Raw genomic sequence first — 26,075 nt, forward strand, 5'->3', positions numbered from 1 at the left:
TCCTCACAAGTCCAGTGCGGACGGCCGTCCCGACGGCCGCAGGCGGTGGAGGGGCTAGCCGCGTGGTAGACGCACGACACTGTGGGCCCTGACGCGTGTATGTGTGGAGAAGTGTAGTCATGCGACGGAGCGCATATTGCGCCCCGGTGGAAGGATCACCCGCACGAGGGTGGACGTGGTGTCCACCCATGCGGTGCCCCCCCTTCCCCACCGCCTCTCCCGCAGTGACACGGGGGTGTGAGACGGCTGCGGTGCCGGGGCGGGCCCGATGGACCCGCCCCGGCGAAGGACCTACGCGTCCTCGTCGTTGACCCAGCTCATGAGCTTGCGCAGCTCACGGCCGGTGGTCTCCAGCAGGTGGTCGCTGTCGGCCTTCTTGTACTCGTTGTACTTGGGCAGACCGTTGTGGTACTCGGCCATCCACGCCTTGGCGAAGGTGCCGTCCTGGATCTCGGCGAGCACCTTCTTCATCTCGGCCTTGGTGTCCTCGGTGATGATCCGCGGGCCGGTGACGTAGTCGCCCCACTCGGCGGTCTCCGAGATGGACCAGCGCATCTTCTCCAGGCCGCCCTCGTACATGAGGTCCACGATGAGCTTCAGCTCGTGCAGGCACTCGAAGTACGCGATCTCCGGCTGGTAGCCGGCCTCGGTCAGGGTCTCGAAACCGGCCTTGACCAGGGCGGCGGTGCCACCGCAGAGGACGGCCTGCTCACCGAACAGGTCGGTCTCGGTCTCCTCCGTGAAGGTCGTCTTGATGACGCCGGCGCGGGTGCCGCCGATGCCCTTGGCGTACGAGAGGGCGAGCGCCAGGCCGTTGCCGGTCGGGTCCTGCTCGACGGCCACGATGCACGGGACGCCGCGGCCTTCCTCGTACTGGCGGCGGACGAGGTGGCCGGGGCCCTTCGGGGCGACCATGCAGACGTCGACGTTGGCCGGCGGCTTGATGAAGTCGAAGCGGATGTTCAGGCCGTGGCCGAAGAACAGCGCGTCGCCGTCCTTGAGGTTGTCCTTGATGGACTCCTCGTAGACCTGGGCCTGGAGCGGGTCCGGGACGAGGATCATGATCACGTCGGCCTCGGCGGCGGCCTCGGCGGGGGTCACCACACGCAGGCCCTGCTCCTCGGCCTTGGCCTTGGACTTCGAGCCCTCGTGCAGACCGACGCGGACGTCGACGCCGGAGTCACGGAGCGACAGCGCGTGGGCGTGGCCCTGACTGCCGTAGCCGATGACCGCGACCTTGCGGCCCTGGATGATGGACAGGTCGGCATCGTCGTCGTAGAACAGCTCGGCCACTGGGTCTTCTCCTTGGTGTGCAGGTGTTGCGTCCCACCGTACGGCGGGGTGCGTCGTATACGTTCTCGGGTCTCGCCATGCGAGCGGCGGGCCGGCGGCCGGGGCCGCCGGCCGGGCTACGCCGTGCGGTCGAGTGCGCGCAGGGACCGGTCGGTGATCGAGCGCGCGCCGCGCCCTATGGCGATGGTGCCGGACTGGACCAGCTCCTTGATGCCGTACTGCTCCAGCATCTTGAGCATGGCCTCCAGCTTGTCGGCTCCTCCGGTCGCCTCGATCGTGACGGCCTCCGGGGAGACATCCACGGTCTTGGCGCGGAACAGCTGGACGATCTCGACGATCTGGGAGCGGGTCTCGCTGTCGGCGCGGACCTTCACCAGGACGAGCTCGCGCTGGATCGCAGCGGAGGGCTCGAGTTCGACGATCTTCAGGACGTTGACCAGCTTGTTGAGCTGCTTGGTCACCTGCTCCAGGGGCAGGTCCTCGACATTCACGACGATGGTGATGCGGGAGATGTCGGGGTGTTCGGTGGTACCGACCGCGAGCGAGTCGATATTGAAGCCGCGCCGGGAGAACAGGGCCGTGATCCGGGCGAGGACACCGGGCTTGTTCTCGACCAGGACGGAGAGCGTGTGCTTGCTGGACATGGAGTCGGTCTCTCTCTGTCTCTCAGTCGTCTTCGTTGTCGCCGAAGTCGGGGCGGACACCGCGGGCGGCCATGACCTCGTCGTTGGAGGTGCCGGCGGCGACCATCGGCCACACCATGGCGTCCTCGTGGACGATGAAGTCGACGACGACGGGGCGGTCGTTGATGGAGTTGGCCTCTTCGATGACCTTGTCCAGATCCGCCGGGTCCTCGCAGCGGATCGCGTAGCAGCCCATGGCCTCGGACAGCTTGACGAAGTCCGGCACGCGGGTGCCCTTCGCCGGGAGGCCGTCCGTGTCGGCGCCGGAGTGCAGCACGGTGTTGGAGTAGCGCTGGTTGTAGAACAGGGTCTGCCACTGGCGGACCATCCCGAGCGCGCCGTTGTTGATGATGGCGACCTTGATCGGGATGTTGTTGAGCGCGCAGGTGGTGAGTTCCTGGTTGGTCATCTGGAAGCAGCCGTCGCCGTCGATGGCCCAGACCGTACGGTCCGGCATGCCGGCCTTGGCGCCCATCGCGGCCGGGACCGCGTACCCCATCGTCCCGGCACCGCCGGAGTTCAGCCAGGTGGCGGGCTGCTCGTAGTCGATGAAGTGGGAGGCCCACATCTGGTGCTGGCCGACGCCCGCCGCGAAGATCGTGCCCTCGGGGGCGAGCTTGCCGATGCGCTGGATGACCTGCTGCGGGGAGAGGCTGCCGTCCTCGGGCAGGTCGTAGCCGAGCGGGTAGGTGTCGCGCCAGCGGTTGAGGTCCTTCCACCAGGCGGCGTATCCCGTTCGGGCGGCCTCGCCGACGTGGCCCTCGGTGTGCTCCGCCTGGACCGCCTGGACCAGATCGGCCAGGACCTCGCGGGCGTCGCCCACGATCGGCACGTCGGCGACGCGGTTCTTGCCGATCTCCGCCGGGTCGATGTCGGCGTGGACGATCTTGGCGTACGGGGCGAAGCTGTCCAGCTTGCCGGTGACGCGGTCGTCGAAACGGGCTCCGAGGGCGACGATCAGGTCGGCCTTCTGCAGCGCGGTGACGGCGGTGACCGCACCGTGCATGCCCGGCATTCCGACGTGCAGCGGGTGGCTGTCGGGGAATGCGCCGAGCGCCATCAGTGTGGTGGTGACGGGCGCTCCGGTGAGCTCCGCGAGGACCTTCAGCTCGGCGGTGGCCCCCGCCTTGAGGACGCCGCCGCCGACGTACAGCACCGGGCGCCTGGCCTGGGTGATGAGTCTGGCGGCCTCGCGGATCTGCTTGGCGTGCGGCTTGGTGACCGGGCGGTAGCCCGGCAGGTCCAGGGTGGGCGGCCAGCTGAAGGTGGTCTGCGCCTGCAGGGCGTCCTTGGCGATGTCGACGAGGACCGGTCCGGGGCGGCCGGTGGAGGCGATGTGGAAGGCCTCGGCGATGGTGTGCGCGATGTCCTCGGCCTTGGTGACCAGGAAGTTGTGCTTCGTGATCGGCATCGTGATGCCGCAGATGTCGGCTTCCTGGAAGGCGTCTGTGCCGATGGCCTTGGAGGCGACCTGGCCGGTGATCGCGACGAGCGGCACGGAGTCCATGTGCGCGTCGGCGATCGGGGTGACCAGGTTGGTGGCGCCGGGGCCCGAGGTGACCATGCAGACACCGACCTTGCCGGTGGCCTGCGCGTACCCGGTGGCCGCGTGACCGGCACCCTGCTCGTGGCGGACCAGGATGTGGCGGACCCGGGTGGAGTCCATCAGCGGGTCGTACGCCGGAAGGATGCAACCGCCGGGGAGGCCGAATACCGTGTCGGCGCCGACTTCCTCAAGAGAACGGATGAGGGACTGCGCGCCCGTGACGTGCTCAACGGTGACGGACGACGGTCCGCCGTTACGGGCGCGCGGCTGCGGGTGGTGGGCCCCGGTGGCCTGCTCGGTCATCGACATTCTCTTCTCGAAGCTGAGGGTTTTCGCGGGTGTTTTGCAGCGTTTTGCGGGGTGCCGGTGCAACAAAAAACCCCTCGTGCCGTGAGGCAAGCGAGGGGAGCGCGCCGGTGCGGTCTGCAGAGTGTCGTGGAGTGACTCTGCTTCAGCCGACGCGCTTTCCAAGTACGAGAATTCGGGTGCGCATGGCATTGACCCTCTCTCCGGCACGCATGAGGTGTCAAGTGGGTGGGATGGGCGTCTCAGCATGTGATCCGGCGAGGAGCGGAATCGAGCCGCCCGCGAGGACCGGCCGGGCGGCGGTAGCGCCGGGCACCGGGAACTCTCCGCGGACCAGCGCGCGGCGCAGCCGGTACTCGTCCAGCGGCCCGGAGAAGGCCATCCCCTGGCCGTGCGTACACCCCATGGCGCGCAGCGCGAGGACCTGTTCCGGCACGTCGACGCCGTCGGCCACGGACTGCATGCCGAGATCGCAGGCGATCCGCAGCAACCCGCTCGTGATCTTGTGGAGCCGGGCGGACTCCACCACTCCCTCGACCAGCCCGCGGTCCAGTTTCAGTACGTCGATGGGGAGCCGGCGCAGGGCGTTGATCGCCGCGTAACCGCTGCCGAAGCCGTCGAGCGCGATACGTACGCCGATACGGCGCAGCGCGACCAGCCGCTGCTCCAGATCGTCGAAGGAGACCCGTGGGTCGCTGTCGGCCACCTCGATCATCAGCGCCCCGGAGGGCAGCCCGTGCCGGGTGAGGAGCGCTTCGATGGAGCCGAAGGGCAGGGTCTTGTCCAGCAGCCGGCCGGCGGACAGCCGTACGGAGACAGAGACGGGGTGTCCGGCCCTGGCCCGGTCGGCGGCCTGCGCGACGGCCTCTTCGAGCAGCCAGCGGCCGAGCTCGGCGGTGCGGTCGCTGTCGTCGGGGACGCGCAGGTACTCGGCGGGGGTGAACAGGATGCCCTGCGCCGAGCGCCAGCGGGCCTGGGCGGCGACGGCGGCGACGGACCCGCTGGCCAGATGGACGACGGGCTGGTGCAGCAGGGCGAACTCCCCGTCGCGCAGGGCGGTGCGCAGCCGGGCGGCCAGCTCGGAGCGGCGGACGACGTCGGCCTGCATCTGCGGGGCATACAGCTCGACCCGGTCCTTGCCGCCCGCCTTGGCGCGGTACATCGCGAGGTCCGCGTTGCGCATGAGGTCGGTGGGGGTGATGGCGGGCTCGGCGAAGGCGACGCCGATGGAGGCCGCCACCCGGACCTCGCTGGCGCCGATCCGGTACGGCTGGGAGAGCGTGAGGCGCAGCCGGTCGGCGATGTCGTGGACCTGATACTCCCGGGCGGCCTGGTCGCGGGTGCCGTCGCCGATGATGAGCGCGGCGAACTCGTCGCCGCCGAGCCTGGCCGCGGTGTCCCCGGCCCGGACGGATTCCGCCAGGCGGCGGGCGGCCTGGATGAGGAGTTCGTCGCCCGCCTGGTGGCCGATGGTGTCGTTGACCGCCTTGAAGCCGTCGAGGTCGATGAAGAGCACGGCGGTGCCCGGGTCACCGGAGCGGCGTCCGCCGAGTGCCTGGCGGACCCGTTTGGTGAAGAGGGCGCGATTGGGCAGGTCGGTGAGCGGGTCGTGCTCGGCGTTGTGCTGCAACTGCGCCTGGAGGCGGACCCGTTCGGTCACGTCCCGGCTGTTGAGCAGAAGGCCGCCGTGGTGCCGGTTGACGGTGGACTCGACATTGAGCCAGTCACCGGTGCCGGATCTGAAGCGGCACTCGATCCGGGTGGTGGGCTCCTCGTGGGGCGGGGTGGCGAGAAACCGCCGCAGCTCGTGGACCACCCCGCCGAGGTCCTCGGGGTGGATGACCGAGGCCAGCTCGGAGCCGACGAGATCGTCCGCCTCGCGCCCGTACACGCCGGCCGCGGCGGGGCTGACGTAGCGGAGTATGCCGGAGGGTGCGGCGATCATGATGACGTCGCTGGAACCCTGCACCAGGGAGCGGAAGTGGTTCTCCTTCTGGGCCAGTTCCTGGGTGAGGGTGATGTTGTCGAGCAGCATGATGCCCTGCCGGACGACCAGGGCGAGAACGACGGCGCAGCCGGTGAGCACCACGACCTGGTCCACCCGGCGGCCCTCGACCACGTTGTACAGGATGCCGAGGGTGCAGACGGCGGCGGCCAGATACGGGGTCAGGGCGGCCAGGGACCCGGCGATCGGCCGGCTGGTGGTGGCCCGCGGCGGACCGAAGGGCCGGTCGGAGCGGCTCGCGACGCGCCGGGCCCCCCAGGGCGCGTACGCGAGGAGCAGCGAGCCGGCGAACCAGCCCGCGTCGAGCAGTTGGCCCGACCGGTAGGTGGAGCGCAGCAGCGGTGAGGTGAACACCGCGTCGCTCAGGACGGTCAGGGCGAGCGCGGCGATGGCCAGGTTGACCGCGGAGCGGTTGGCGTTGACCCGGCGGAAGTGGAGCGCGAGCACCATGGAGACGAGCACGATGTCGAGCAACGGGTAGGCCAGCGAAAGCGCCGCACGGGCCACGCTGGCGTCCTCGACGTTGGCCACCTGCGCGGTGTGGGCCAGGGCGAGGCTCCAGGAGAGCGTGAGCAGCGAGCCGCCGATCAGCCAGGAGTCCAGGGCAAGGCACACCCACCCGGCCCGGGTGACGGGGCGCTTGGCGAGGACGAGCAGCCCGACGATCGCGGGCGGCGCGAAGCAGAGGTAGAAGAGATCGGCCAGCGACGGCGTGGGCACCGGGAGCCCCAGCACCACCTCGTACCAGCCCCAGACCGCGTTCCCTCCGGCGGCCATCAGGGAGGAGAACGAGAACAGCAGCCAGGCGGGCCGCAGCCGCCGGCCGCTGGCGCGTGCGTAGAGGAAGCAGGAGACGGCGGCGATCGTCGCGGCGACGCTGAGGCCGAAGTCCCCCATGAAGAGGGCCAGTTCCGGCGAGCCCCAGCCGGTGGCCGCGCCCACGGCGTAGCCCCCGCAGACGATGACGAGCAGGATCTGGGGCAGCAGCCCCGCCCGGCTGCCGGCGAGCGGCGGACGGGCGAGCAGTGCCCCGAAGGCGCTCACCGGAAGGCTCCGGGGATCGGGCCCGGCACCCCCGGCGACGACCCCTTCGCCGGACCTGTCCGGCACCGCGATTCCACCCTCGGGCGGGTACGGCGTCCGCGCTCCGGTGGCACCGATGACCGCCGTCGCCCGCCCCGCGTCGGATCGTCTCTCCATGGCCAGCACATCGCCCGTCGCCCCCTCGCGTTCCGGTGCTCCCCCCGCGCCGTCCCTTCCACGGCGCAGCCCCCCGGTCTGGACGATACACCAGACTCGTTACACAGGGCCATAGTTCCTCTACGCTCCGTGACGACCTGCGGTTTCGTCGCCACACGACGCGTCCGTAGCGCTTCACAGCGTGGCGGAGCGCCCCGCCGGACGCCCGTCGACAGCGGTGCCGACCGCGTCGGCAGGGCGCCGACGGGGCGCCGACGGGGCGCCGACGGACGCCGTCCGGACGCCCGCTTCAGCCGATGGTGCGTACGACGTTGCGTACCGGCTCTCCGGCGGCGAACCGGGTGAGCTGAGCGGCCAGCAGGCGCTTGGCCCGGGGCTCGAACGCCGAGGTGCTGCCGCCCACATGCGGAGTGATCAGCACATTCGGAGCATGCCAGAGAGGATGGCCGGCGGGCAGCGGTTCCGGGTCGGTGACATCGAGCGCTGCCCGCAGCCGGCCGGACGCGAGCTCGGACAGCAGTGCCCCGGTATCGACCACGCCGCCCCGTGCGACATTCACCAGCAGGGCGCCGTCCGGCATCGCGGCGAGGAACTCGGCTCCCACCAGTCCCTGCGTGGAAGGGTTCAGCGGGGTGGAGAGTATGACGACATCGGCCTCGGGCAGCAGCGCGGGCAGGTCGTCCAGTGTGTGTACGGGGCCGCGCGCCGTTGTCCGGGCGGAGCGCGCGACGCGTGCCACCCGCGCGCACTCGAAGGGTTCGAGCCGGTCCTCGATGGCCGATCCGATGGATCCGTATCCCACGATGAGGACGGACTTGTCGGCGAGCGCCGGGTAGAAGCCGGAGAGCCACCGCTCGTTGTCCTGCCCGTGGACGAATCCGGGGAAGCCGCGCAGGGAGGCCAGGACGAGCGCCAGGGCGAGCTCGGCGGTGGACGCCTCGTGCACCCCCTTCGCGTTGCACAGCCGCGTCCCGGAGGGCAGCAGGCCGAGGGCCGGCTCCACATGGTCGATACCGGCGGAAAGTGTCTGGACGACCTGGACCGCGCCCATGGACGCGAGCGGGCGGACCGCGGCCTCGGGGCCCTTCATGTACGGGACGACGTAGAAGGCGCAGTCCGCGGGATCGGCGGGGTAGTCCCGGCCGCCGTCCCACAAGCGGTAGTTGAGACCCTCGGGGAGCCCGTCGATCTCCTCGGCGGGAAAAGGCAGCCATACGTCGGTATTCGTCGCGGAAGTCATGGTCAGGAGGCTATGCGACGGCGGCGAGGGGGCGCTGCGGCGGCTCCGTGAGGGGTTGTCGGCGGCTCTGTGACGGCTGCCCGGAGGTGGCGCGGCGCCAGAGGTTACTTTGGGGTCCGGTGTGGTCCCGCATCGGCGGGACCGAGGGAGGGTTCGGGGAGTTGGAGCGCAGGACTATCGGTGCGGCGGGGCTCGCCGTGGGCGCGGTCGGGCTGGGCTGTATGCCGATGAACTGGGGGTACAGCGCGTCGCAGCGGCTCGGTGACCGTTCGTTGCGAACCGTGCACGCAGCGCTCGACGCGGGTGTCCGGCTGCTCGACACCGCGGACATGTACGGCCCGTTCACCAATGAGCTGCTGGTCGGGCGAGCGCTCAAGGGGCGCCGTTCGGAGGCGTTCGTCTCGACCAAGTGCGGGCTGCTGGTGGGTGATCAGCACATCGTGGCCAACGGCCGGCCCGGCTACGTACGGCGGGCCTGCGACGCCTCGCTGCGGCGGCTCCAGACCGATGTGATCGACCTCTACCAGCTGCACCGCGCCGACCCCGAGGTCCCGGTGGAGGAGACCTGGGGTGCGATGGCCGACCTGGTGACCGCGGGCAAGGTGCGCGCGCTCGGCCTGTGCGCCGTGGGGGCGCGCGCTCCGCGCCGGTCCGGTGCGGGGGTGCATGACGGAACGATCCGGCAACTGGAGCGGGTGCAGCAGGTCTTCCCGGTCAGCGCGGTCGAGGCGGAGCTGTCCGTGTGGTCCCCCGAGGCGCTGGAGACACTGCTGCCCTGGTGTGCGGCGCGGGGTGTGGGGCTGCTGGCCGCGATGCCGCTGGGGAACGGCTACCTGACGGGAACGCTGAAGCCGGGGCAGGGTTTCGAGCCGGACGATCTGCGGGCCAGGCACCCCCGGTTCACGGCGGAGATGATGGCCGCGAACCAGCCGGTGGTGGCCGGGCTGCGGCGGATCGCGGAGCGGCACGGGGCGACGGTGGCGCAGGTGGCACTGGCCTGGGTGCTGCGGCAGGGTCCGCATGTGGTGCCGGTGCCCGGTGCGAAGCGGGAGCGGTGGGCCGTGGAGAACGCGGCGGCGGCGGGGCTGCGGCTCCAGGACCGGGATCTGGCGGAGATCGCCGCCCTGCCGCGGGCGCGCGGCTCGTGGGACTGAGCGGGACGGCCGTTGGGTGAACGGCCGGAGAAACGGCCGGAGAAACGACGGCATCGGGAACCCTGGGCGGGCCCGCGGTGTAAGAACAGTAGTCATGCAGCCGTCGGAAGGGATCAGTACTGTGCGCGGTGCTGTGTTCGGATCTGTCCAAGTCCCCGCGGTGCGCAGGGGGGCGATGGCCGTCCTGGCCACGGCCTCGCTGCTGCTGTCCGCCGCGTGCTCGTCCGGGGACGGTTCGGCGGGCCCGAAGGGGCGGGACGGCGACGCGTCCCCGCCGGCGAACGCCGCGTCCGCTCCCCCGGCCGCCCCGTCGCCCGAGCCGCCCCCGGCCAAAGGCTCCGTGAAGGTGGTGTCGACGCTCACGAAGGATCTCGCCTCCCCCTGGGGACTGGCGGCCCTGCCGGGCGGTGACCTGCTGGTCGCCTCGCGCGACAAGGCCACGATCCGCCGCATCGACGGCAGGAGCGGGAAGCAGACACTCGTGGGCTCCGTCCCCGGGGTGTCACCGGCCGGTGAGGGCGGACTGCTGGGCCTCGCGGTCTCCGCCACGTACGGCGCTGACCATCAGGTGTACGCCTACTTCACCACCGAGTCCGACAACCGCATCGCGCGGATGCAGTACGACGAGGGGCGCCCGGCCGGTCAGCAGCTGGGCGCACCGGACACGATCCTGCGGGGCATCCCGAAGGGCACCATCCACAACGGTGGCCGGATCGCGTTCGGCCCGGACCGGATGCTGTACGCGGGCACGGGTGAGACCGGGGACGCCGAGCTGGCCCAGGACAAGGAGTCGCTGGCGGGCAAGATCCTGCGGATGACTCCGGACGGCGAGCCGGTGCACGGGAATCCGGCGGCGGACTCGGTGGTGTATTCGTACGGGCACCGCGATGTGCAGGGGCTGGCCTGGGACAGGGAGAAGCGGCTGTGGGCGTCCGAGTTCGGCCAGGACACCTGGGACGAGCTGAACCTGATCGAGCCTGGCCGGAACTACGGCTGGCCCGACGTCGAGGGCAGGAAGGGCAAGAAGGGGTTCGTCGATCCGGTGGCCCAGTGGAAGCCGTCCCAGGCGTCCCCGAGCGGGATCGCGTACGCCGAGGGCTCGATCTGGATGGCGGCTCTGCGGGGTGAGCGGCTCTGGCGGATCCCGCTGTCCGGGACGACGGGCAAGGAACCATTGGCGGCTCCCCAGTCGTTCCTGGACAAGAAGTACGGCCGCCTGCGCACCGTGGTGAGCGCGGGGGGCGACAAGGTGTGGCTGGTCACCAGCAATACGGACGGGCGCGGGAGCCCGAAGCCGGGGGACGACCGGATCATGCTGCTGGAGGTGCGCTAGGTCGCGCCCGCACGGCCCGGCCAGGACCTGGCCAGGGCCGAAGGCGCCATGCCGCAGTGTGTCGGAGGGAGCACGGCCGGTGTTCAATTTCTTCGAGGAGCTGTTCGCCCCGGGCCGTAAGCACACGTCCGAGGAGCAGAAGCGGCTGGAGCTGAGCCGGGTGGATCTCGGCGTCGGCGATCCGGGCCGGGGGCCGATAGACCTGTCCTCCGGCAAGGTGACGGTCCGCGCGCCGGAGGCGCCCGCCCCGGACGGAGACGTTCCGGACGAAGACGTTCCGGACGAAGACGTTCCGGACGGAGACACCCCGGACGCAGGCGTTCGGGGCAGCGAGGTTACGGGCGGCGGCGTGACGGGCGCTGCCGCTTCGGGCCCGACTGTTCCGGACCCGGCTGTTCCGGACGAGAGACCTTAGCCCTGCCGCACCGGGTAGAGCCGCAGCCGGTGCGCGAGCGCGGCCGCCTCGCCCCGGCTGGAGACGCCGAGCTTGGCCAGGATGTTGGAGACGTGCACGCTCGCCGTCTTCGGTGAGATGTACAGTTCCTCGGCGATCCTGCGGTTGGTGTGACCGGCCGCGACCAACTGGTGCACGTCCTGTTCGCGTGGGGTCAGCCCGAACGACTCGACGGCGGCCACCGCCGGGTCCTGTTCCGCGGCGCCCGCCCGCTCGGCGCCGACGGTGCCGACGGCGCCGTCCCGGCCGGTACGGCCCTCGGCGGACGGGACCAGCACCGCGGCGTGGATCTCGGACTCACCGCCCCGGCCCGGAGCCCGGCCGGGGGCGTCCAGCGTGATCCGGGCCCGGCCGGCGAGCAGTTCCACGGTCTCGGCCAGCGGCTTGGCACCCAGCCGGTGCGCGACGGCGTGGGCCTCGCGCAGCAGGGCCGTCGCGGCGGTCCGGTCGCCGGGGGCGATGAGGAGTGCCTCGGCCCAGCGATGCCGGATCTGGGCCAGTTCGTAGGGGCGGTGCAGCGGGGCGAACGCCTCGGCGGCGCGGGACCAGTGGCCGGGGGTGTCGGCGCCCTCCGCGCGGGCCAGTTCGGCTTCGATCAGCACCCCGTGGGCGGCCCAGACGGGGATGAGCATCGGCAGCCGCTTGAGGTGGCCGCGGATGCGTTCGAGGGCGGCGGGGCGGCCCGGGTCGGCGGCGGGCAGCCCCCGGGCGTCCGCCTCGACGGCCGCGGCGACATGGAGCAGCGGCAGGGCGTACCGCTGCGTACCGGGCGGGAAGCCCCGCTCGGCCAGCGCCTCGAACGCGGCCCGCGCCTCGGGGAGGCGCCCCTGCCGGGCGGCGATGGACACGGCGTGGCGGACCGGGGTGATCAGATGCTGGGGTTGCGGGTCGTGCGGCCCGAACAGGCGCCGGGACAGCGCGAGTTGCTGCTCGGCCTCGGCAAGGTCGCCGCGAGCGATGGCCAGTTCGGTGCGACGGGTCGCGACGAGACCGCGGGACTTGCGGGACTGGGCGAGCAGGGCCGCCGCGTCGGCGGCCGCCAGGCTCTCGTCCCAGTACCCGAGGGAGAAATAGGACTGGGACTGGTTGGAGAGGACCCATGCCTCCGCGTCGGCGATGCCGTGGCTGTGGCAGACCTCGATGCCGTGGTCTGCGGCGGCCACGGCTTCCAGGGAGCGGCCCATGGACTCCAGCGAGGAGGGGAGGTTGACGCTGGCACGGCCCAGCAGGTGGACCAGGTGCAGTTCGTCGGCGCGGTCCCGGACGGCGTACATCTCGGCCAGGCCCTCGTCTACCCCGCCCGCGTCGGCGGTGAGCCACCCCCGGGTGAGACGTGCGTGCAGTTCGATGTACTCGTCCCCGACGAGCCGGGCGTACTCCACCGCCCGGTCGGCTGCGGAGAGCGTCTCCGGCCCCGGGCGGTGCAGGGCTCCCCAGCTCGCGACGTTGGTGAGGACGTCGGCGTGCACGGCGGACGGGGGCAGTCCGCGGACCAGGTCCTGGGCGGTGGCGAGTTCCTGCCAACCGTCGCCCCGGGTGAGGTCCTGCATCAGCCGGGAGCGCTGCACCCAGAACCAGGCGGCGCGCAACGGGTCGCCCTCGGCGTCCAGGACCCGCATGGCCTTCTTCGAAATGGCCAGAGACCGTTCGCGGTCGCCGCCGAAACGGGCGGCGACGGTGGCCTCGGCCATCAGGTCGAGATAGCGCAGCGGGGTGGTCTCGGGGTCACACCCGCAGGCCGGGTAGACCTCGGCGTAGTCGAGGGGGCGCAGGGTGCGGCGTACGTCGTCGGGTACGTCGTCCCACAGCTCCATGGCCCGCTCCAGCAGGCGCAGTTGCTCGGAGTGGGCGAACCGGCGGCGGGCCTCGACGGATGCCTTGAGTACGGCGGGCAGGGCCTTGGCCGCGTCGTGTGCGGCGTACCAGTAGCTGGCGAGGCGGGTGGCCCGTTCGTCGGCCCGGACGAGGGCGGGGTCGGCCTCCAGCGCCTCGGCGTAACGGCGGTTGAGGCGGGAGCGCTCGCCGGGCAGCAGGTCGTCGCTGACGGCCTCGCGGACCAGGGAGTGCCGGAAGCGGTAGCCGTCGAAGTCCGGTGCGGGTCGCAGCAGGTTGGCGCCGACGGCTGCCCGCAGGGCCTCGTTGAGTTCGTCCTCGGCGAGCCCGGCGACGGCGGCCAGCAGTTCGTGCTCGACGGTCGATCCGCCCTCGGCGACGATCCTGGCGACCTTCTGCGCATCGTCGGAGAGGGCTTCGACGCGGACCAGGAGGAGGTCCCGCAGGGAGTCGGAGAGGCCGGAGCTGTCGCCGCAGCACTCCAGGCTGCGGGCCAGTTCCTCGACGAAGAAGGCGTTGCCGTCGGAGCGCTCGAAGATGTCGTCGACCAGGGCGGCCTCGGGTGTCACGACGAGGATGCCGGTGAGCTGGCGGCGCACCTCGGCGTGGCTGAACCGGGCCAGTTCGATACGGCGGACGGTACGGAGCCGGTCCAGTTCCGCCAGGAGCGGGCGCAGGGGGTGGCGGCGGTGGATGTCGTCGGCGCGGTAGGTCCCGATCACGACGAGGCGGCCGTTGCGCAGGGTGCGGAAGAGATAGGCGAGCAGATGCCGGGTGGAGGCGTCGGCCCAGTGCAGGTCCTCCAGGACGAGGACGACCGTACGGTCCGTGGAGATGCGCTCCAGAAGTCGCGCGGTGAGTTCGAAGAGGCGGGCGGTGCTGTGCTCGTCGGTCGCGTCCCGGTCGGCCTCGCCGAGTTCGGGCAGGAGCCGGGCCAGTTCGCCCTCCTGTCCGGCGCAGGCCGAGGCCATTTCCCCGGGCAGGGTACGGCGCAGTGCGCGCAGGGCCGTGGAGAAGGGGGCGAACGGGAGCCCGTCCGCGCCGATCTCCACGCAGCCGCCCACGGCGACGACGGCTTCGCGGCGTCCGGCCGCGGCAAGGAACTCCTCGACCAGGCGGGTCTTCCCGACGCCCGCCTCACCGCCGATCAGCAACGCCTGCGGCTCGCCCGCGGTGGCGCGGGCGAGCGCGTCGGTGAGCGAGGCGAGCTCCTCGGCTCGGCCGACGAACTCGGGGCTGACGGACCTGTTCTCCACGTCGCCGAGCATCGCACACGCGTCCGGCACGGTTGCCTGCGGTAGGACGGGCCGCGCTGCGGCCACCTCCGGTACGACGGGCCGCGGTCGGGCCACCCTCGTGACGACCGGGCCCGGAACAGCCTCGCCCGGTACCGCCACCTCCCGTACCGCCACCCCCGTGACGACCGCGCCCGGAGCGTCCATCGCCGGGCCCGGCCTAGGCGGCGTGCGCGAAGCGGTCCTGGTCCGTGCTCACCCGCCCCTCGGGATCCTCGCGCCCGGAACGACGGGCGGCCCGGCGGGCGAGCACGGCCTGGCGGACGGTGCGCTGGGCGTCGGCCCGGCGGATCAGTTCGGCGGCGTTGACCTGGTGCAGCTCGTAGTCGTACATGTGCTTCTCCCCGGTGACGACAGGTGGCGGGCGGGGACCGGCCGGTCGGCCGGTGCTCCGTTCGCGCCGTGTCTCCACTGTCGTCCGCCGGGGGTGCCGCCGCATCGGGCGAGTGCCGCATCTCCGCGGGGCGGGACGCCCTAGACGCGGGGAAGGATGCCTTAGGGATACGCGCGCGGGGCGGCCCGGACGCCGTACGCGCCCGGACCGCCCCGCACCCGCAGGACCTCGTGGGCCGGCTCAGCCGCCGCTGGTCGGGGCGCCCGCGCTGGGCAGGGAGACGAACAGGTCGAAGTACATGCCCGCCGAGATCAGCACGCCGATTACGCCGAGGGCGACACCGGCCAGCGCCACGGCACGGATCCAGCCGGGCTGCGGGCGGTCGGCGGGGGCGCCGAAGGCGGGGCGTACGAGGACGAAGAGGCCGACGAGCAGGGCGAGCACCGCGAACAGGCCGTTGACGAAGGCGGTGGTGTGCCAGGCGTCCCCGTAGATCTCGGAGATCTGCTGGGCCGCGCTGCCGCCGCCGGACGTGCTGATCTGGCCGATCAGGGTCTCGCGTTCGGCGGCGACGCGGCCGGTCCAGGCGCCGGTCAGGGAGACGATGCCGAGTCCGGCGGCGACGACGGCCGCGGCGCCCACTCCGACGCCGCGGGAGGCCTCGGCGAACGCGTCGGGCTCCAGGTCCTCGTCGTCCAGGTCCGACTCGTCGTCCGCCGCCCGGTCCGCGGCCTCGGCCGTGTCGTCGTCCGCGGCCGTACCGTCGTCCGCCGCCTTGTCCCGGTCATCGGCCGTGACCGGGGCGTCCTGCTCGGCGCCCGCGTCCGCGGCGGCCGTCTTCTCCTCGCGGTCGTCGTCGACGGCGGGAGCGGTGGAGGTCTTGGAGGGGGTGGTATTCATTCGCCGCACGCTAGGGGGCCCGGATGAGAACCTTCTTAACGTTCCGGCGCCGACCCGTCCGTCAGCCCCGCCGCGCCCGCCATTCCGGTGCCAGAACGGACCAGATCTCCGAGTCGTGCCGCGTCCCCCGGTACAGGTAGTTCTCGCGCAGCACCGCCTCACGCGTCATGCCGAGCCGCTTCGCCACGGCGATGCTGCGGGTGTTGGCGGCGGAGGCGTCCCACTCCACACGGTGCATCCCGCGCTCGTCGACCGCCCAGTCGATCAGGGGCCGCATCGCGCGGGTGATCAGGCCGCGGCCCTGCCCGGCGGGCTCCAGCCAGCAGCCCACCTCGCAGTTGCCGGCCGCCGCGTCGAAGATCCGGAACAGGACGCCGCCGACGAGCGTGCCGTCCAGCCAGATGCCGTACAGCCGCCCCGTGTCCGCCGCCTGCTTGTCCGCGTACCGCTGGAGCAGGGCCCGCGCCGATGTGAGGTCCGTGGCGCCCGCGGCGAACGGGATCCAGGGGTCGACCAGGTCCCGCGCCCGGTCCATATGGGCCAGGAACTCCGGCGCCCGCCAGACCTCCAGGGGGCGCAGTTCGGCTCCGTCGTCACCCAGGGCTATGGCGAACATCGTGCTCCTTCTCGTACGGCTTCTCGCGCTGTATCCGTGCTGTGTCCGTGCTGTGGCAGACGCTGCTTCCCACGCCGCTCCCCGGGGAGCGGCTCGGGGAGCGGCTCGCGCTGTCACTGCCGGTGTCTCAGCGAACGCGCTGTTCGAGCGGTCCGGTCTCCTCGTTCACGCGCGTCCCCGGGATTTTCGCACGCGGTACGCGGCAGTCCGGCGGCTCGATGCTGATCCGCGGCAGCCACCGCTCCAGCCGGGCGGGCAGCCACCAGTTCGCCCCGCCCAGCAGGTGCATCAGGGCGGGCACCAGCAGGGTGCGCAGGACGAAGGCGTCCAGGGCGACGGCGGCGGCCAGGGCGATGCCGAACATCGCGATGACCCGGTCGCCGCTGAGCACGAAGGCGAGGAAGACCGAGATCATGATCACCGCGGCGGAGTTGATCACCCGGCCGGTCTCGGCGAGGCCGACCCGGACCGCCCGTCGGTTGTCCCCGGTCTCCAGCCACTCCTCGTACATCCGCCCCACCAGGAAGACCTGGTAGTCCATCGAGAGGCCGAAGAGCACCGAGACCATGATCACCGGAAGGAAGGGCTCGACCGGGCCCGCGCTGCCGAGTCCCAGCAGTTCGCTCCCCCATCCCCACTGGAAGATCGCGACGACGACCCCGAACGAGGAGGCCACGGCCGCCACGTTCATCACGGCGGCCTTCAGCGGGATGCCGATGGAGCGGAAGGCGAGAAGCAGCAGCAGACAGCCGAGCGCGATGACGACACCGACGAAGAGCGGCAGCTTGCCGATGATGATCTCGGCGAAGTCGTCGTAACTCGCCGTCACCCCTCCCACATGGGCCCGCAGCGAGGTGCCGTCCCGCACCGGCGGCAGGACGTCGGTGCGGAGCCGGTCGACCAGCTCGCTGGTCTGCTTCGACTGCGGTGCCGACGTGGGGACCACGGTGAGGAACGCCGTGTCGCCACCGCTGTTGTACGTGACGGGTCCGACCGCCGCGACGCCCTCGGTGTCCCGCAACGTGGCGGGCAGGCTGTCGAGGGCGAGCCGGTCGTCGGCGCCGTCGAGCTGAGCGGCGATCGTCAGCGGCCCGTTGACGCCGGGCCCGAAGCCGTCGGCCAGCAGGTCGTACGCCTGCCGGGTGGTGGAGGAGGTGGGGTTGTTGCCCTGGTCGGAGGTGCCCAGGTGGAGTCCGAAGGTGGGCAGGGCGAGGACCAGCATCACCGCGGCGGCGATCGCCCCCAGCAGCTTGGGGTGCCGTTCGACGAACGCGGACCAGCGGGCGGCGAAGCCGGTGGGCGGTTCGGGCCGCGGTCCCCGCTCGGCGAGCTCCGCGCGTTGGCGCCGGCTCAGTGCCCGCATCCCGATGAAGGAGAGCAGCGCGGGCAGCAGGGTCACCGAAGCGGCCACGGTCAGTACGACGGTGAGCGAGGCGGCGATCGCGACGCCGTTGAGGAAGCCGAGCCGCAGGACCAGCATGCCGAGCAGGGCGATACAGACCGTGGCCCCGGCGAACACGACCGCGCGCCCGGTCGTGGTGACGGCGTTCCGCGCCGCGTCGGCGACCGTCATCCCCTGTCGCAGCCCTCTGCGGTGCCGGGTGACGATGAACAGCGCGTAGTCGATGCCGACACCGAGCCCGATCAGCATGCCCAGCATCGGCGCGAAGTCGGCGACGGTCATCACATGGCCGAGCAGCACGATGCCCGCGTAGGCGGTGCCGACGGAGACGAGCGCGGTGGCGATGGGCAGCATGCTGGCCGCGAGCGAGCCGAAGGCGAGGAAGAGGACGACCGCGGCGACGACCACCCCGATGGCCTCGCTGAGGTGGAGGGCGGGGGCTTCGGTGAGGGCGACGGCGGTGCCGCCCAGCTCGACCCGCAGCCCGTCGCTCCCGGCCGCCTTCGCGGTGTCGACGAGCGCCTGCGCCTGTTCCTTCGGGATGTCGTCGGCCTGGTGGTCGAAGGTGACCGTGGCGTACGCGGTGCGGCCGTCCGCGCTGATCTGCCCGGTCCCGGCGGCACCGTACGGGCCGGTGACGTCGCCGATGCCGGGCAGTTCCTCGATCGCGTGCAGGGTCCGGGTCATCGTCTGCTCGACGTCGGCGGCGAGGACGGTGGAGCCGTTGGTGTGCCAGACGACGGTGTCGGTGTCCCCGCCGAGGTCCGTGAAGCCGTTTCGCAGGAGTTCGGTGGCCCGGCCGGATTCGGTGCCCGGCACCTCGTAGTCGTTCGAGTACGCGGAACCCGCGAAGCCCGCCGCGGTCGCCGCGCCGCCGAGGGCGAACAGCCAGATGAGGACGGCGACGAGGCGGTGCCTGATGCACCAGCGGGCGATGGCGGCCAACGGACGGGCTCCCTGCGGGCTCGTGGACCCTTATCCGGAGATAGTGGGAACTTCCGGTAAACGTCACAGGACCTGAGAACCGTCACTCTGACAGCCAACTGTGATCCTTTGCCCCTTTCGTGGCCATGGTCACATGGCTTGATCTCGCCCCTACATGCCACCGTCACCCACTGCCGAGACCTCTGGGGCGCGCCCCCGAACGCTCCGGGGCCTCCGGAGCGCTCCGGGACCTCGGGGGCGCTGCTCTCCGGTGCCCACCCCCGAGGCCCCGGCCCGCGCCCCGGCCCGCGTCCCCTCCCCCGGTCAGCCGGAGACGCTCGCCCTGCCGTTCTCGATGTGCCCCATCAGACGGCGCCGGAAGGTGGCCTCCCCCTCGGCGGTCACGGCGAGGTCGTACCAGCCGCGGGCGTCGGACGCCGAGTGCACGACCGTACGGCTCCGTCCCGGCTTGACCTTGACCGTGCGGGTCCAGTCCCGCAGATCGTCCTCGTCGACGTACGCCAGCGGCCGGACGGTGAACGTCAGGGTCCGCCTGCCGGTGTTGCGCAGGGTGAGGTGCAGGTCGCGCTCGTGCGCGTCGATCCGGGACGCGACCTCGGCTGCGCCGTCGGCCGCTCCCTCGAACTCCCGCCGGAAGCCGTTCGGCCCGGTGACCGTGAACCGGTAGCCCTTACCGGTAAGGGGCACCGTCCATTGCGCGGTGCTCCTTACATCGCGATGCTGCGGGGCGGTGAACTCCCCCGCGTACGGGTACAGCGCGAAGTGCGCGGAGGACCGGCCGCTGTTGCTGAGTGCCACCCGCAGCTGCCCGTCCACCCGCCGCGCCTGGGCGTCGGGCTGGTACGGCAGGGGCCTGGCCGGGCGTGCGCCCCGCTCCTGCACGGGCAGGTGCTGGACGGCCGGCGGCTTCGGCTGCCAGCGGCCGCTCAACGGCGGAATGGCGGCGGGGTGCGCCACCTTCGGCTGCCGCCGGGCCTTCTTGAAGTCGAAGGCCGAGGTGAGATCGCCGGTGACCTGGCGCCGCCAGTCGCTGATGTTCGGCTCCCGCACGCCCGTCCAGCGCTCCAGGAAGCGGATCACGGAGGTGTGGTCGAAGACCTCGGAGCAGACGTATCCGCCCACCGTCCACGGCGAGACGACCAGCAGCGGCACCCGTACCCCGAGGCCGGTGGGCTTGCCCTCCCACTGCTCCTCGGCCACCTCGGGAGGGGCGACCGGCGGCGGTACGTGGTCGAAGAAGCCGTCGTTCTCGTCGTAGTTGATGAGTACGGCGGTGTGCCGCCACACATCGGGGTGCTTGCCGAGCGCGTCGAGGACCTTGTAGACGATCGTGGCGCTGTGCACCGGCGAGGAGACGCTCGGGTGCTCGGAGTCGAGGGCCGAGGGCACCAGGTAGGAGACCTCGGGCAGCGTCCCGGCCGCCACGTCCTTGGCGAACTCATCGGCCAGGGTGCCGGTCTCGACCCGGCGCAGCGCCCGCTCGAAGAGGCTGCGCTCGGACTTCGTCAGCGTGGCGACGCCCTCCTCCAGGAGCCCCAGCAGCCGCTCCCGCTCCCCCGCGTCGTCCGTGTCGCGGACGGCGGCGTAGAAGGACTCCATGTACGTGTGTCCGCCGGTCTTCGCCAGTGCCTTGCGGGCGACGGCCTTGAAGGTGGCGAAGAACTCGATCTGGTTGTCGGTGAAGTTCTCCCACTCCGTGTACGTCTTCCAGCTGCGCCCGGCCTTTTCCAGCCGCTCCGCGTAGGTGCTCCAGTCGTAGCCGGGGTGGGTGCCCTCGTTGTACGCGTCGTTGCCGACGGCCCGCTTGCCGTTCGGCTCGTTGCCCGTCTTCCCGCTCCACAGGTGGTTGCGGTTGGGGCTGGTCGAGGTGTGGATCGAGGAGTGGTAGGCGTCGCAGACCGTGAAGGTGTCGGCGAGTTCGTAGTGCAGCGGGATGTCGCGGCGGTCGTAGTACGCCATCGTGGCGGCCGTCTTCGCGGTGATCCAGCCGTTCATCCAGCCCCCGGCCCAGGCCTTGGAGCCACCGCTCCAGGAGTGGTCGAGGGCCCCGATGTACTGGAGGTCCTTCTTCTGGGTCTCGGCGGCCCCGCGCACCGGGAACGGCAGCACGGTGGTGCCCAGCGGGCCCGGCTGCTCGAAGACGGCTTTGCCCGAGGGGAGTTCGATCGCGTTGCGGTCACCGAAGCCCCGCACCCCGCGCAGCGTCCCGAAGTAGTGATCGAAGGAACGGTTCTCCTGCATCAGGATCACCACGTGCTTGATGGCGCCCAGACCGTCACGACCGGCCCCCGAGGCGGCGGGCTGTGCGGCCATCGCGGCCTGGAGCGACGGTGGCAGGAACGATCCCGCCGCCGCGGCGCCGAGCGCGCCGCCGCCGAGCGCGAAGAGCCGCCGTCGTGAAATGTCCGTGGTCAAGTGAGCCTCCCGATTCCGGTGGTACGGCGGGGAAGTTAGTCAAGCCAAGTGGCTGCGGGAAGGCCGTTGCACGGCATGGCGGTGAACGTCCAACAGGTGGTCACCGAAAGTCCAAGCGGCACCCCCCGCGAACCGGCCCTGCCGTCGTCCCTCACACCCCGATGAGCCGCAGCGCGCCCCACAGCGCGACCGTCGACACGACCAGCGTCGCCGGTACGGTCACCAGCCCGAGCCGGGTGAAGTGGCCGAGCTCCGGCTCCTCGCCGTGCGCGTGCAGGATGCGGCGCCACAGCAGCGTCGCGAGCGAGCCGACGTACGTGAGGTTCGGGCCGAGGTTCACCCCGATCAGCGCGGCCAGCAACGGTCCGGGACCGGCCGCCGCGACGACCGGGAGCAGCGCCAGGATCGCGGGCAGGTTGTTGATCAGGTTGGCCAGCACGGCGGCCACCGCGGCGACCACGAGCAGATCGGGCAGCGAGGAGCCGTCCGGCAGCAGCGCGCCGATGCCGGTGCCGAGCCCGTGGTCGACGACGGCCTCGACCACGACGCCCAGCGCCAGGACGAACAGGCAGAACAGCGGGTTGGCGGCCCGCACGAGTCCCTTGACCGTCGTCCTGCGCCGCCCCAGCGCCCGTACCGCGAGCACCGCCGCACCGGCCAGCGCCGCCCACAGCGGTTCCGCGCCCGCGAACGAGGTGACGACGAAACCGGCCAGGGTGAGCGCGAGCACGACCAGCGTGAACACGGGAACGTGGGTCCGCTCCCGCTCCGGCAGCGGTTCCGGCGGATGCGCCCCGGCCGCCAGGTCCGCGGCGAAGGCGCGGCGGAAGACCACGTACTCGACGGCGATGGCGGCCAGCCACGGCAGAGCCATCAGCGCCGCGAACCGGGTGAAGGAGAGCCCACTCGCGGTGAACGCCAGCAGATTGGTCAGGTTGGAGACCGGGAGCAGCAGGGACGCCGAGTTGGCGAGGTGCGCGCAGGCGTAGACGTACGGGCGGGGGCGGGCGCCGACGCGGGCGGCCGTCGCGAGGACGACCGGGGTGAGCAGGACCACCGTCGCGTCCAGGCTGAGGACGGCGGTGATCAGCGCGGCGACGGCGAAGACCCCGCCCAGGAGCGGCCCGGTCCGGCCCCCGCAGGCGCGGGCCACCAGGTCCCCGGCCGCGGTGAACAGTCCCTCGTCGGCGCAGAGCTGGGCCAGGACCAGGATGGCGGCGAGGAACCCGACGACCGGCAGCATGCTGTCGATCCGGTCCCGGGCCCCGTCGAGCGGCACCGCGCCGACCACGACCACCAGCACCGCGGCGGGGACGGCCACGGTCGCCTCCGGCAGCCCTCTGGGGCGCAGGACGGCGAACGCCAGCACCGCGAGGAGCAGCGCGACGGAGAGGATTCCGGTGGTGACGGTGTTCAGCGGAGTCTCCGAGCGGGGAGAAAGGGGCGGTGCACCCGCATCACGGGTGCACCGCCCCTACGAGGACGTACGAGACGGGCTCGGCCCTCGACGCCGAGCTTCTCCGGGATCAGCCCTCGACGCCGAGCTTCTCCAGGATCAGCTCGCGCACGCGGGCCGCGTCCGCCTGGCCTCGGGTGGCCTTCATGACCGCGCCGACGAGCGCGCCCGCCGCCGCGACCTTGCCGCCGCGGATCTTGTCCGCGATGGCCGCGTTGGCGGCGATGGCCTCGTCCACGGCCGTACCCAGCGCGCCCTCGTCGGAGACGACCTTCAGGCCGCGCTTCTCGACGACGGTGTCCGGGTCGCCCTCGCCCGCGAGGACACCCTCGATGACCTGGCGTGCCAGCTTGTCGTTGAGGTCGCCCGAGGTGACGAGCTCGGCCACCCTGGCGACCTGCACCGGGGTGATGGGGAGCTCGTCGAGGCCGCGGCCGGTCTCGTTGGCGTTACGGGCCAGCTCGCCCATCCACCACTTGCGGGCCTGGTCCGAGGGGGCGCCCGCGTCCGTCGTGGCCACGATCAGGTCGACCGCGCCCGCGTTGAGGATGGACTGCATGTCGTGCTCGGAGACGCCCCACTGCTCCTTCAGCCGCGCGCGGCGCAGCCGCGGCAGCTCGGGCAGGCTCCTGCCGAGCTCCTCGACCCACTCGCGGGCCGGCGCGACCGGCACCAGGTCGGGCTCCGGGAAGTAGCGGTAGTCCTCGGCGTTGTCCTTGATGCGGCCGGCCGTGGTGGAGCCGTCCTCCTCGTGGAAGTGCCGGGTCTCCTGCACGATCGTGCCGCCGGAGTTCAGTACGGCGGCGTGCCGCTGGATCTCGAAGCGGGCGGCACGCTCGACGGAACGCAGCGAGTTCACGTTCTTCGTCTCGGAGCGCGTACCGAACTTCTCGATGCCGTGCGGGCGCAGCGACAGGTTCACGTCGCAGCGCATCTGGCCCATTTCCATCCGGACTTCCGACACGCCGAGCGCCTTGATGAGCTCGCGCAGCTCGGCGACGTACGCCTTGGCGACCTCGGGTGCCCGCGCGCCCGCGCCCTCGATCGGCTTGGTGACGATCTCGATGAGCGGGATGCCCGCGCGGTTGTAGTCCAGCAGGGAGTGGGACGCGCCGTGGATACGGCCGGTGGCGCCGCCGACGTGCGTCGACTTGCCGGTGTCCTCCTCCATGTGGGCGCGCTCGATCTGCACGCGGAAGATCTCGCCGTCCTCCAGCTGGACGTCCAGATAGCCGTTGAAGGCGATCGGCTCGTCGTACTGGGAGGTCTGGAAGTTCTTCGGCATGTCCGGATAGAAGTAGTTCTTCCGGGCGAAGCGGCACCACTCGGCGATCTCGCAGTTCAGCGCGAGACCGATCTTGATGGCGGACTCGACGCCGATCTCGTTGACGACCGGCAGCGCGCCGGGCAGTCCGAGGCAGACCGGGCAGGTCTGCGAGTTGGCGTCCTGCTTCAGCTCCGTGGAGCAGCCGCAGAACATCTTGGTCTTGGTGCCGAGCTCGACATGGACTTCGAGGCCCATGACGGGGTCGTAGGACGCGAGCGCGTCCTCGTACGACACCAGGTCAGTGACAGTCACGGTGAAACTTTCCCTCTCAGCCCAGCAGGACGTCGTCGTCGCCGATGCGCTTCAGCTCGCGCAGCAGCAGGGCGACACCGGTGGCGATCGCGGCGGCGGAGACGACAGCGTCGAGCAGCCGGAGCGTGTCGCCTTCGAAGCGGGCCTTCTTGGCCTGCTTGATGACGCTGAGCGCGCCGAAAGCGGTGGTGCCGATGGACAGGTACGTACCGGTCTTGGACTTCTTGAAGCCCTTGGCCTTGGTCAGTGCGCTCACAGTGACGGAGCCTCCTCCAGCAGCGGGTGCCCCCACTTTTCCACGAAGGCGGCCTCGACGGCGGCTCCGACCTTGTACAGACGGTCGTCCTTCATGGCGGGGGCGATGATCTGCAGCCCGACCGGCAGACCGTCCTCGGGGGCCAGGCCGCAGGGCAGCGACATGGCGGAGTTGCCCGCGAGGTTGGTCGGGATGGTGCACAGGTCCGCGAGGTACATCGCCATCGGGTCGTCGGCGCGCTCGCCGATCGGGAAGGCGGTGGTGGGCGTCGTCGGGGAGACGATGACGTCCACCTGTTCGAACGCCTTCTCGAAGTCCCGGGTGATGAGGGTACGGACCTTCTGGGCCGAGCCGTAGTACGCGTCGTAGTAGCCGGAGCTGAGCGCGTACGTACCGAGGATGACGCGGCGCTTGACCTCGTCGCCGAAGCCGGCCTCACGGGTGAGCGCGGTGACCTCCTCGGCGGACTTCGTGCCGTCGTCGCCGACCCGCAGGCCGTAGCGCATGGCGTCGAAGCGGGCCAGGTTCGACGAGCACTCGGACGGCGCGATCAGGTAGTACGCCGAGAGGGCCAGGTCGAAGGACGGGCAGTCCAGCTCGACGATCGTGGCGCCGAGCGACTTCAGCAGCTCGACCGACTCGTTGAAGCGCTGGACGACACCGGCCTGGTAGCCCTCGCCCGAGAACTGCTTGACGACGCCGACCCGCATGCCCTGTACGGAGCCGTTGCGGGCGGCCTCGACGACCGGCGGGACCGGGGCGTCGATGGACGTCGAGTCGAGCGGGTCGTGCCCGGCGATCGCCTCGTGCAGCAGGGCCGCGTCCAGGACCGTACGGGCGCAGGGCCCGCCCTGGTCGAGGGAGGACGAGAAGGCGACCATGCCGTAGCGCGAGACGCCGCCGTAGGTGGGCTTGACGCCGACGGTGCCGGTGACGGCGGCGGGCTGGCGGATGGAGCCGCCGGTGTCCGTGCCGATGGCGAGCGGGGCCTCGAACGAGGCGAGCGCCGCGGCGGAGCCGCCGCCCGAGCCGCCCGGGACGCGGGTGAGGTCCCACGGGTTGCCGGTCGGGCCGTAGGCGCTGTTCTCGGTGGAGGACCCCATGGCGAACTCGTCCATGTTGGTCTTGCCGAGGATGACGACATCGGCGGCCCTGAGCCGCTGCGTCAGGGTCGCGTCGTACGGCGGGACCCAGCCCTCAAGGATCTTGGAGCCGACGGTGGTCGGCATGTCCTTGGTCGTGAAGATGTCCTTCAGCGCGAGCGGTACGCCGGCCAGCGGGCCGAGCTTCTCGCCCGCGGCCCTCTTCGCGTCGACGGCACGGGCCTGCGTGAGCGCGCCCTCCCGGTCGACGTGCAGGAAGGCGTGGACCTTCTCGTCGATCGCGTCGATCCGGGCCAGGTGGGCCTCGGTGACCTCGACGGCCGTGAGCTCGCCGGAAGCGATCTTCGCGGCGGTCTCGGCGGCGGTGAGCTTGATAATGGTGCTGATGTCCGTCATGGCTGTTAGTCCTCCCCCAGGATCTGCGGCACCTTGAAACGCTGCTGCTCCTGGGCAGGGGCGCCGGAGAGCGCCTGCGCGGGGGTGAGCGACGGACGGACCTCGTCCGCCCGCATGACGTTGGTCAGCGGCAGCGGGTGGGAGGTCGGCGGTACGTCTTGGTCGGCGACCTCGGAGACGCGGGCGACCGCGCCGATGATGTCGTCGAGCTGACCGGCGAAGTGATCGAGCTCTTCGCCCTTCAGCTCCAGACGCGCCAGCCGGGCGAGGTGGGCGACCTCCTCGCGCGTGATGCCAGGCATGCAGCGATCCTCAGGGGTTGGTGTGTGGT

Annotated in this window: 19 protein-coding genes; 3 read left to right on the forward strand and 16 right to left on the reverse strand. The window is 71.5% G+C overall.

The window, feature by feature from the left end:
* Positions 1 to 291: 291 nt before the first annotated feature.
* The 5 genes from ilvC to OG413_RS01915 form a co-directional block, all read right to left on the reverse strand.
* On the reverse strand, positions 292 to 1,293 hold the full coding sequence (ilvC, locus tag OG413_RS01895; RefSeq protein ID WP_266802563.1) for a ketol-acid reductoisomerase: 1,002 nt from the start codon (positions 1,291 to 1,293) through the stop codon (positions 292 to 294).
* A 116-nt stretch (positions 1,294 to 1,409) separates the two neighbouring features.
* Positions 1,410 to 1,937, reverse strand: a complete 528-nt coding sequence (gene ilvN / locus OG413_RS01900) for an acetolactate synthase small subunit (RefSeq protein ID WP_073727039.1) — start codon at positions 1,935 to 1,937, stop codon at positions 1,410 to 1,412.
* A 22-nt stretch (positions 1,938 to 1,959) separates the two neighbouring features.
* Entirely contained in the window at positions 1,960 to 3,831 is a 1,872-nt protein-coding gene (locus OG413_RS01905) for an acetolactate synthase large subunit (RefSeq protein ID WP_266802566.1), read from the reverse strand.
* Between the two features lie 217 nt (positions 3,832 to 4,048).
* A complete protein-coding gene (locus tag OG413_RS01910) occupies positions 4,049 to 6,877 on the reverse strand; it encodes a bifunctional diguanylate cyclase/phosphodiesterase (RefSeq protein ID WP_266809813.1) in 2,829 nt (942 codons plus the stop codon).
* A 445-nt stretch (positions 6,878 to 7,322) separates the two neighbouring features.
* Complete coding sequence (locus OG413_RS01915) at positions 7,323 to 8,273, reverse strand: 2-hydroxyacid dehydrogenase (protein ID WP_266802568.1); 951 nt, start codon at positions 8,271 to 8,273, stop codon at positions 7,323 to 7,325.
* Between the two features lie 197 nt (positions 8,274 to 8,470).
* Between OG413_RS01915 and OG413_RS01920 the strand changes: the two genes are divergently transcribed.
* From OG413_RS01920 to OG413_RS01930, 3 genes are all read left to right on the forward strand, one after another.
* A complete protein-coding gene (locus OG413_RS01920; protein WP_266809815.1) occupies positions 8,471 to 9,427 on the forward strand; it encodes an aldo/keto reductase in 957 nt (318 codons plus the stop codon).
* Between the two features lie 175 nt (positions 9,428 to 9,602).
* Positions 9,603 to 10,760, forward strand: coding sequence for a sorbosone dehydrogenase family protein (locus tag OG413_RS01925; RefSeq protein ID WP_266802570.1), 1,158 nt, complete (start codon positions 9,603 to 9,605; stop codon positions 10,758 to 10,760).
* Between the two features lie 79 nt (positions 10,761 to 10,839).
* On the forward strand, positions 10,840 to 11,175 hold the full coding sequence (locus OG413_RS01930; protein ID WP_266802572.1) for a DUF6191 domain-containing protein: 336 nt from the start codon (positions 10,840 to 10,842) through the stop codon (positions 11,173 to 11,175).
* On the opposite strand, the gene OG413_RS01935 is transcribed toward OG413_RS01930, so the two are convergent.
* The 11 genes from OG413_RS01935 to gatC all read right to left on the reverse strand — a co-directional run bounded on the left by OG413_RS01935 (position 11,172) and on the right by gatC (position 26,046).
* On the reverse strand, positions 11,172 to 14,315 hold the full coding sequence (locus OG413_RS01935) for a helix-turn-helix transcriptional regulator (protein WP_266809817.1): 3,144 nt from the start codon (positions 14,313 to 14,315) through the stop codon (positions 11,172 to 11,174). The two genes, OG413_RS01930 and OG413_RS01935, sit on opposite strands and share 4 nt — an antisense overlap.
* A 187-nt stretch (positions 14,316 to 14,502) precedes the next feature.
* Entirely contained in the window at positions 14,503 to 14,676 is a 174-nt protein-coding gene (locus OG413_RS01940; protein ID WP_266802574.1) for a hypothetical protein, read from the reverse strand.
* A 240-nt stretch (positions 14,677 to 14,916) separates the two neighbouring features.
* Positions 14,917 to 15,576, reverse strand: a complete 660-nt coding sequence (locus OG413_RS01945; protein WP_266802576.1) for a hypothetical protein — start codon at positions 15,574 to 15,576, stop codon at positions 14,917 to 14,919.
* A 61-nt stretch (positions 15,577 to 15,637) separates the two neighbouring features.
* Positions 15,638 to 16,192: a GNAT family N-acetyltransferase gene (locus OG413_RS01950; RefSeq protein ID WP_266802578.1), complete on the reverse strand. Its 555-nt coding sequence runs from the start codon at positions 16,190 to 16,192 to the stop codon at positions 15,638 to 15,640.
* A 127-nt stretch (positions 16,193 to 16,319) separates the two neighbouring features.
* Positions 16,320 to 18,539, reverse strand: coding sequence for an MMPL family transporter (locus tag OG413_RS01955; RefSeq protein WP_266802580.1), 2,220 nt, complete (start codon positions 18,537 to 18,539; stop codon positions 16,320 to 16,322).
* A gap of 303 nt (positions 18,540 to 18,842) precedes the next feature.
* Positions 18,843 to 20,954 carry a phosphocholine-specific phospholipase C gene (locus OG413_RS01960; RefSeq protein ID WP_266802582.1) on the reverse strand — a complete coding sequence of 704 codons (2,112 nt, stop codon included), beginning with the start codon at positions 20,952 to 20,954 and terminating at the stop codon, positions 18,843 to 18,845.
* 151 nt (positions 20,955 to 21,105) lie between these two features.
* A complete protein-coding gene (locus OG413_RS01965; protein WP_266809819.1) occupies positions 21,106 to 22,350 on the reverse strand; it encodes an SLC13 family permease in 1,245 nt (414 codons plus the stop codon).
* Between the two features lie 130 nt (positions 22,351 to 22,480).
* Positions 22,481 to 23,989, reverse strand: coding sequence for an Asp-tRNA(Asn)/Glu-tRNA(Gln) amidotransferase subunit GatB (gene gatB / locus OG413_RS01970; RefSeq protein WP_266802584.1), 1,509 nt, complete (start codon positions 23,987 to 23,989; stop codon positions 22,481 to 22,483).
* Between the two features lie 16 nt (positions 23,990 to 24,005).
* Entirely contained in the window at positions 24,006 to 24,245 is a 240-nt protein-coding gene (locus OG413_RS01975; RefSeq protein WP_266802586.1) for a hypothetical protein, read from the reverse strand.
* Positions 24,242 to 25,744 (reverse strand): Asp-tRNA(Asn)/Glu-tRNA(Gln) amidotransferase subunit GatA, encoded by a 1,503-nt coding sequence (gatA, locus tag OG413_RS01980; protein ID WP_266802588.1) that lies wholly within the window; start codon positions 25,742 to 25,744, stop codon positions 24,242 to 24,244. The genes OG413_RS01975 and gatA overlap by 4 nt, the downstream gene beginning before the upstream one ends.
* A gap of 5 nt (positions 25,745 to 25,749) precedes the next feature.
* Complete coding sequence (gatC, locus tag OG413_RS01985) at positions 25,750 to 26,046, reverse strand: Asp-tRNA(Asn)/Glu-tRNA(Gln) amidotransferase subunit GatC (RefSeq protein ID WP_003966094.1); 297 nt, start codon at positions 26,044 to 26,046, stop codon at positions 25,750 to 25,752.
* Between the last annotated feature and the right edge of the window lie 29 nt (positions 26,047 to 26,075).

Origin of the sequence: Streptomyces sp. NBC_01433 (assembly GCF_026340105.1) — a bacterium.
GTDB lineage: Bacteria > Actinomycetota > Actinomycetes > Streptomycetales > Streptomycetaceae > Streptomyces.

Bases quoted from the DNA above. Each gene is read 5' to 3' on its own strand.
- ilvN (WP_073727039.1), bottom strand. From the start codon at position 1,937: ATGTCCAGCAAGCACACGCTCTCCGTCCTGGTCGAGAACAAGCCCGGT.
- OG413_RS01905 (WP_266802566.1), bottom strand. From the start codon at position 3,831: ATGTCGATGACCGAGCAGGCCACCGGGGCCCACCACCCGCAGCCGCGC.
- OG413_RS01915 (WP_266802568.1), bottom strand. From the start codon at position 8,273: ATGACTTCCGCGACGAATACCGACGTATGGCTGCCTTTTCCCGCCGAG.
- OG413_RS01925 (WP_266802570.1), top strand. From the start codon at position 9,603: ATGGCCGTCCTGGCCACGGCCTCGCTGCTGCTGTCCGCCGCGTGCTCG.
- OG413_RS01935 (WP_266809817.1), bottom strand. From the start codon at position 14,315: ATGCTCGGCGACGTGGAGAACAGGTCCGTCAGCCCCGAGTTCGTCGGC.
- OG413_RS01940 (WP_266802574.1), bottom strand. From the start codon at position 14,676: ATGTACGACTACGAGCTGCACCAGGTCAACGCCGCCGAACTGATCCGC.
- OG413_RS01945 (WP_266802576.1), bottom strand. From the start codon at position 15,576: ATGAATACCACCCCCTCCAAGACCTCCACCGCTCCCGCCGTCGACGAC.
- OG413_RS01950 (WP_266802578.1), bottom strand. From the start codon at position 16,192: ATGTTCGCCATAGCCCTGGGTGACGACGGAGCCGAACTGCGCCCCCTG.
- gatA (WP_266802588.1), bottom strand. From the start codon at position 25,744: ATGACGGACATCAGCACCATTATCAAGCTCACCGCCGCCGAGACCGCC.
- gatC (WP_003966094.1), bottom strand. From the start codon at position 26,046: ATGCCTGGCATCACGCGCGAGGAGGTCGCCCACCTCGCCCGGCTGGCG.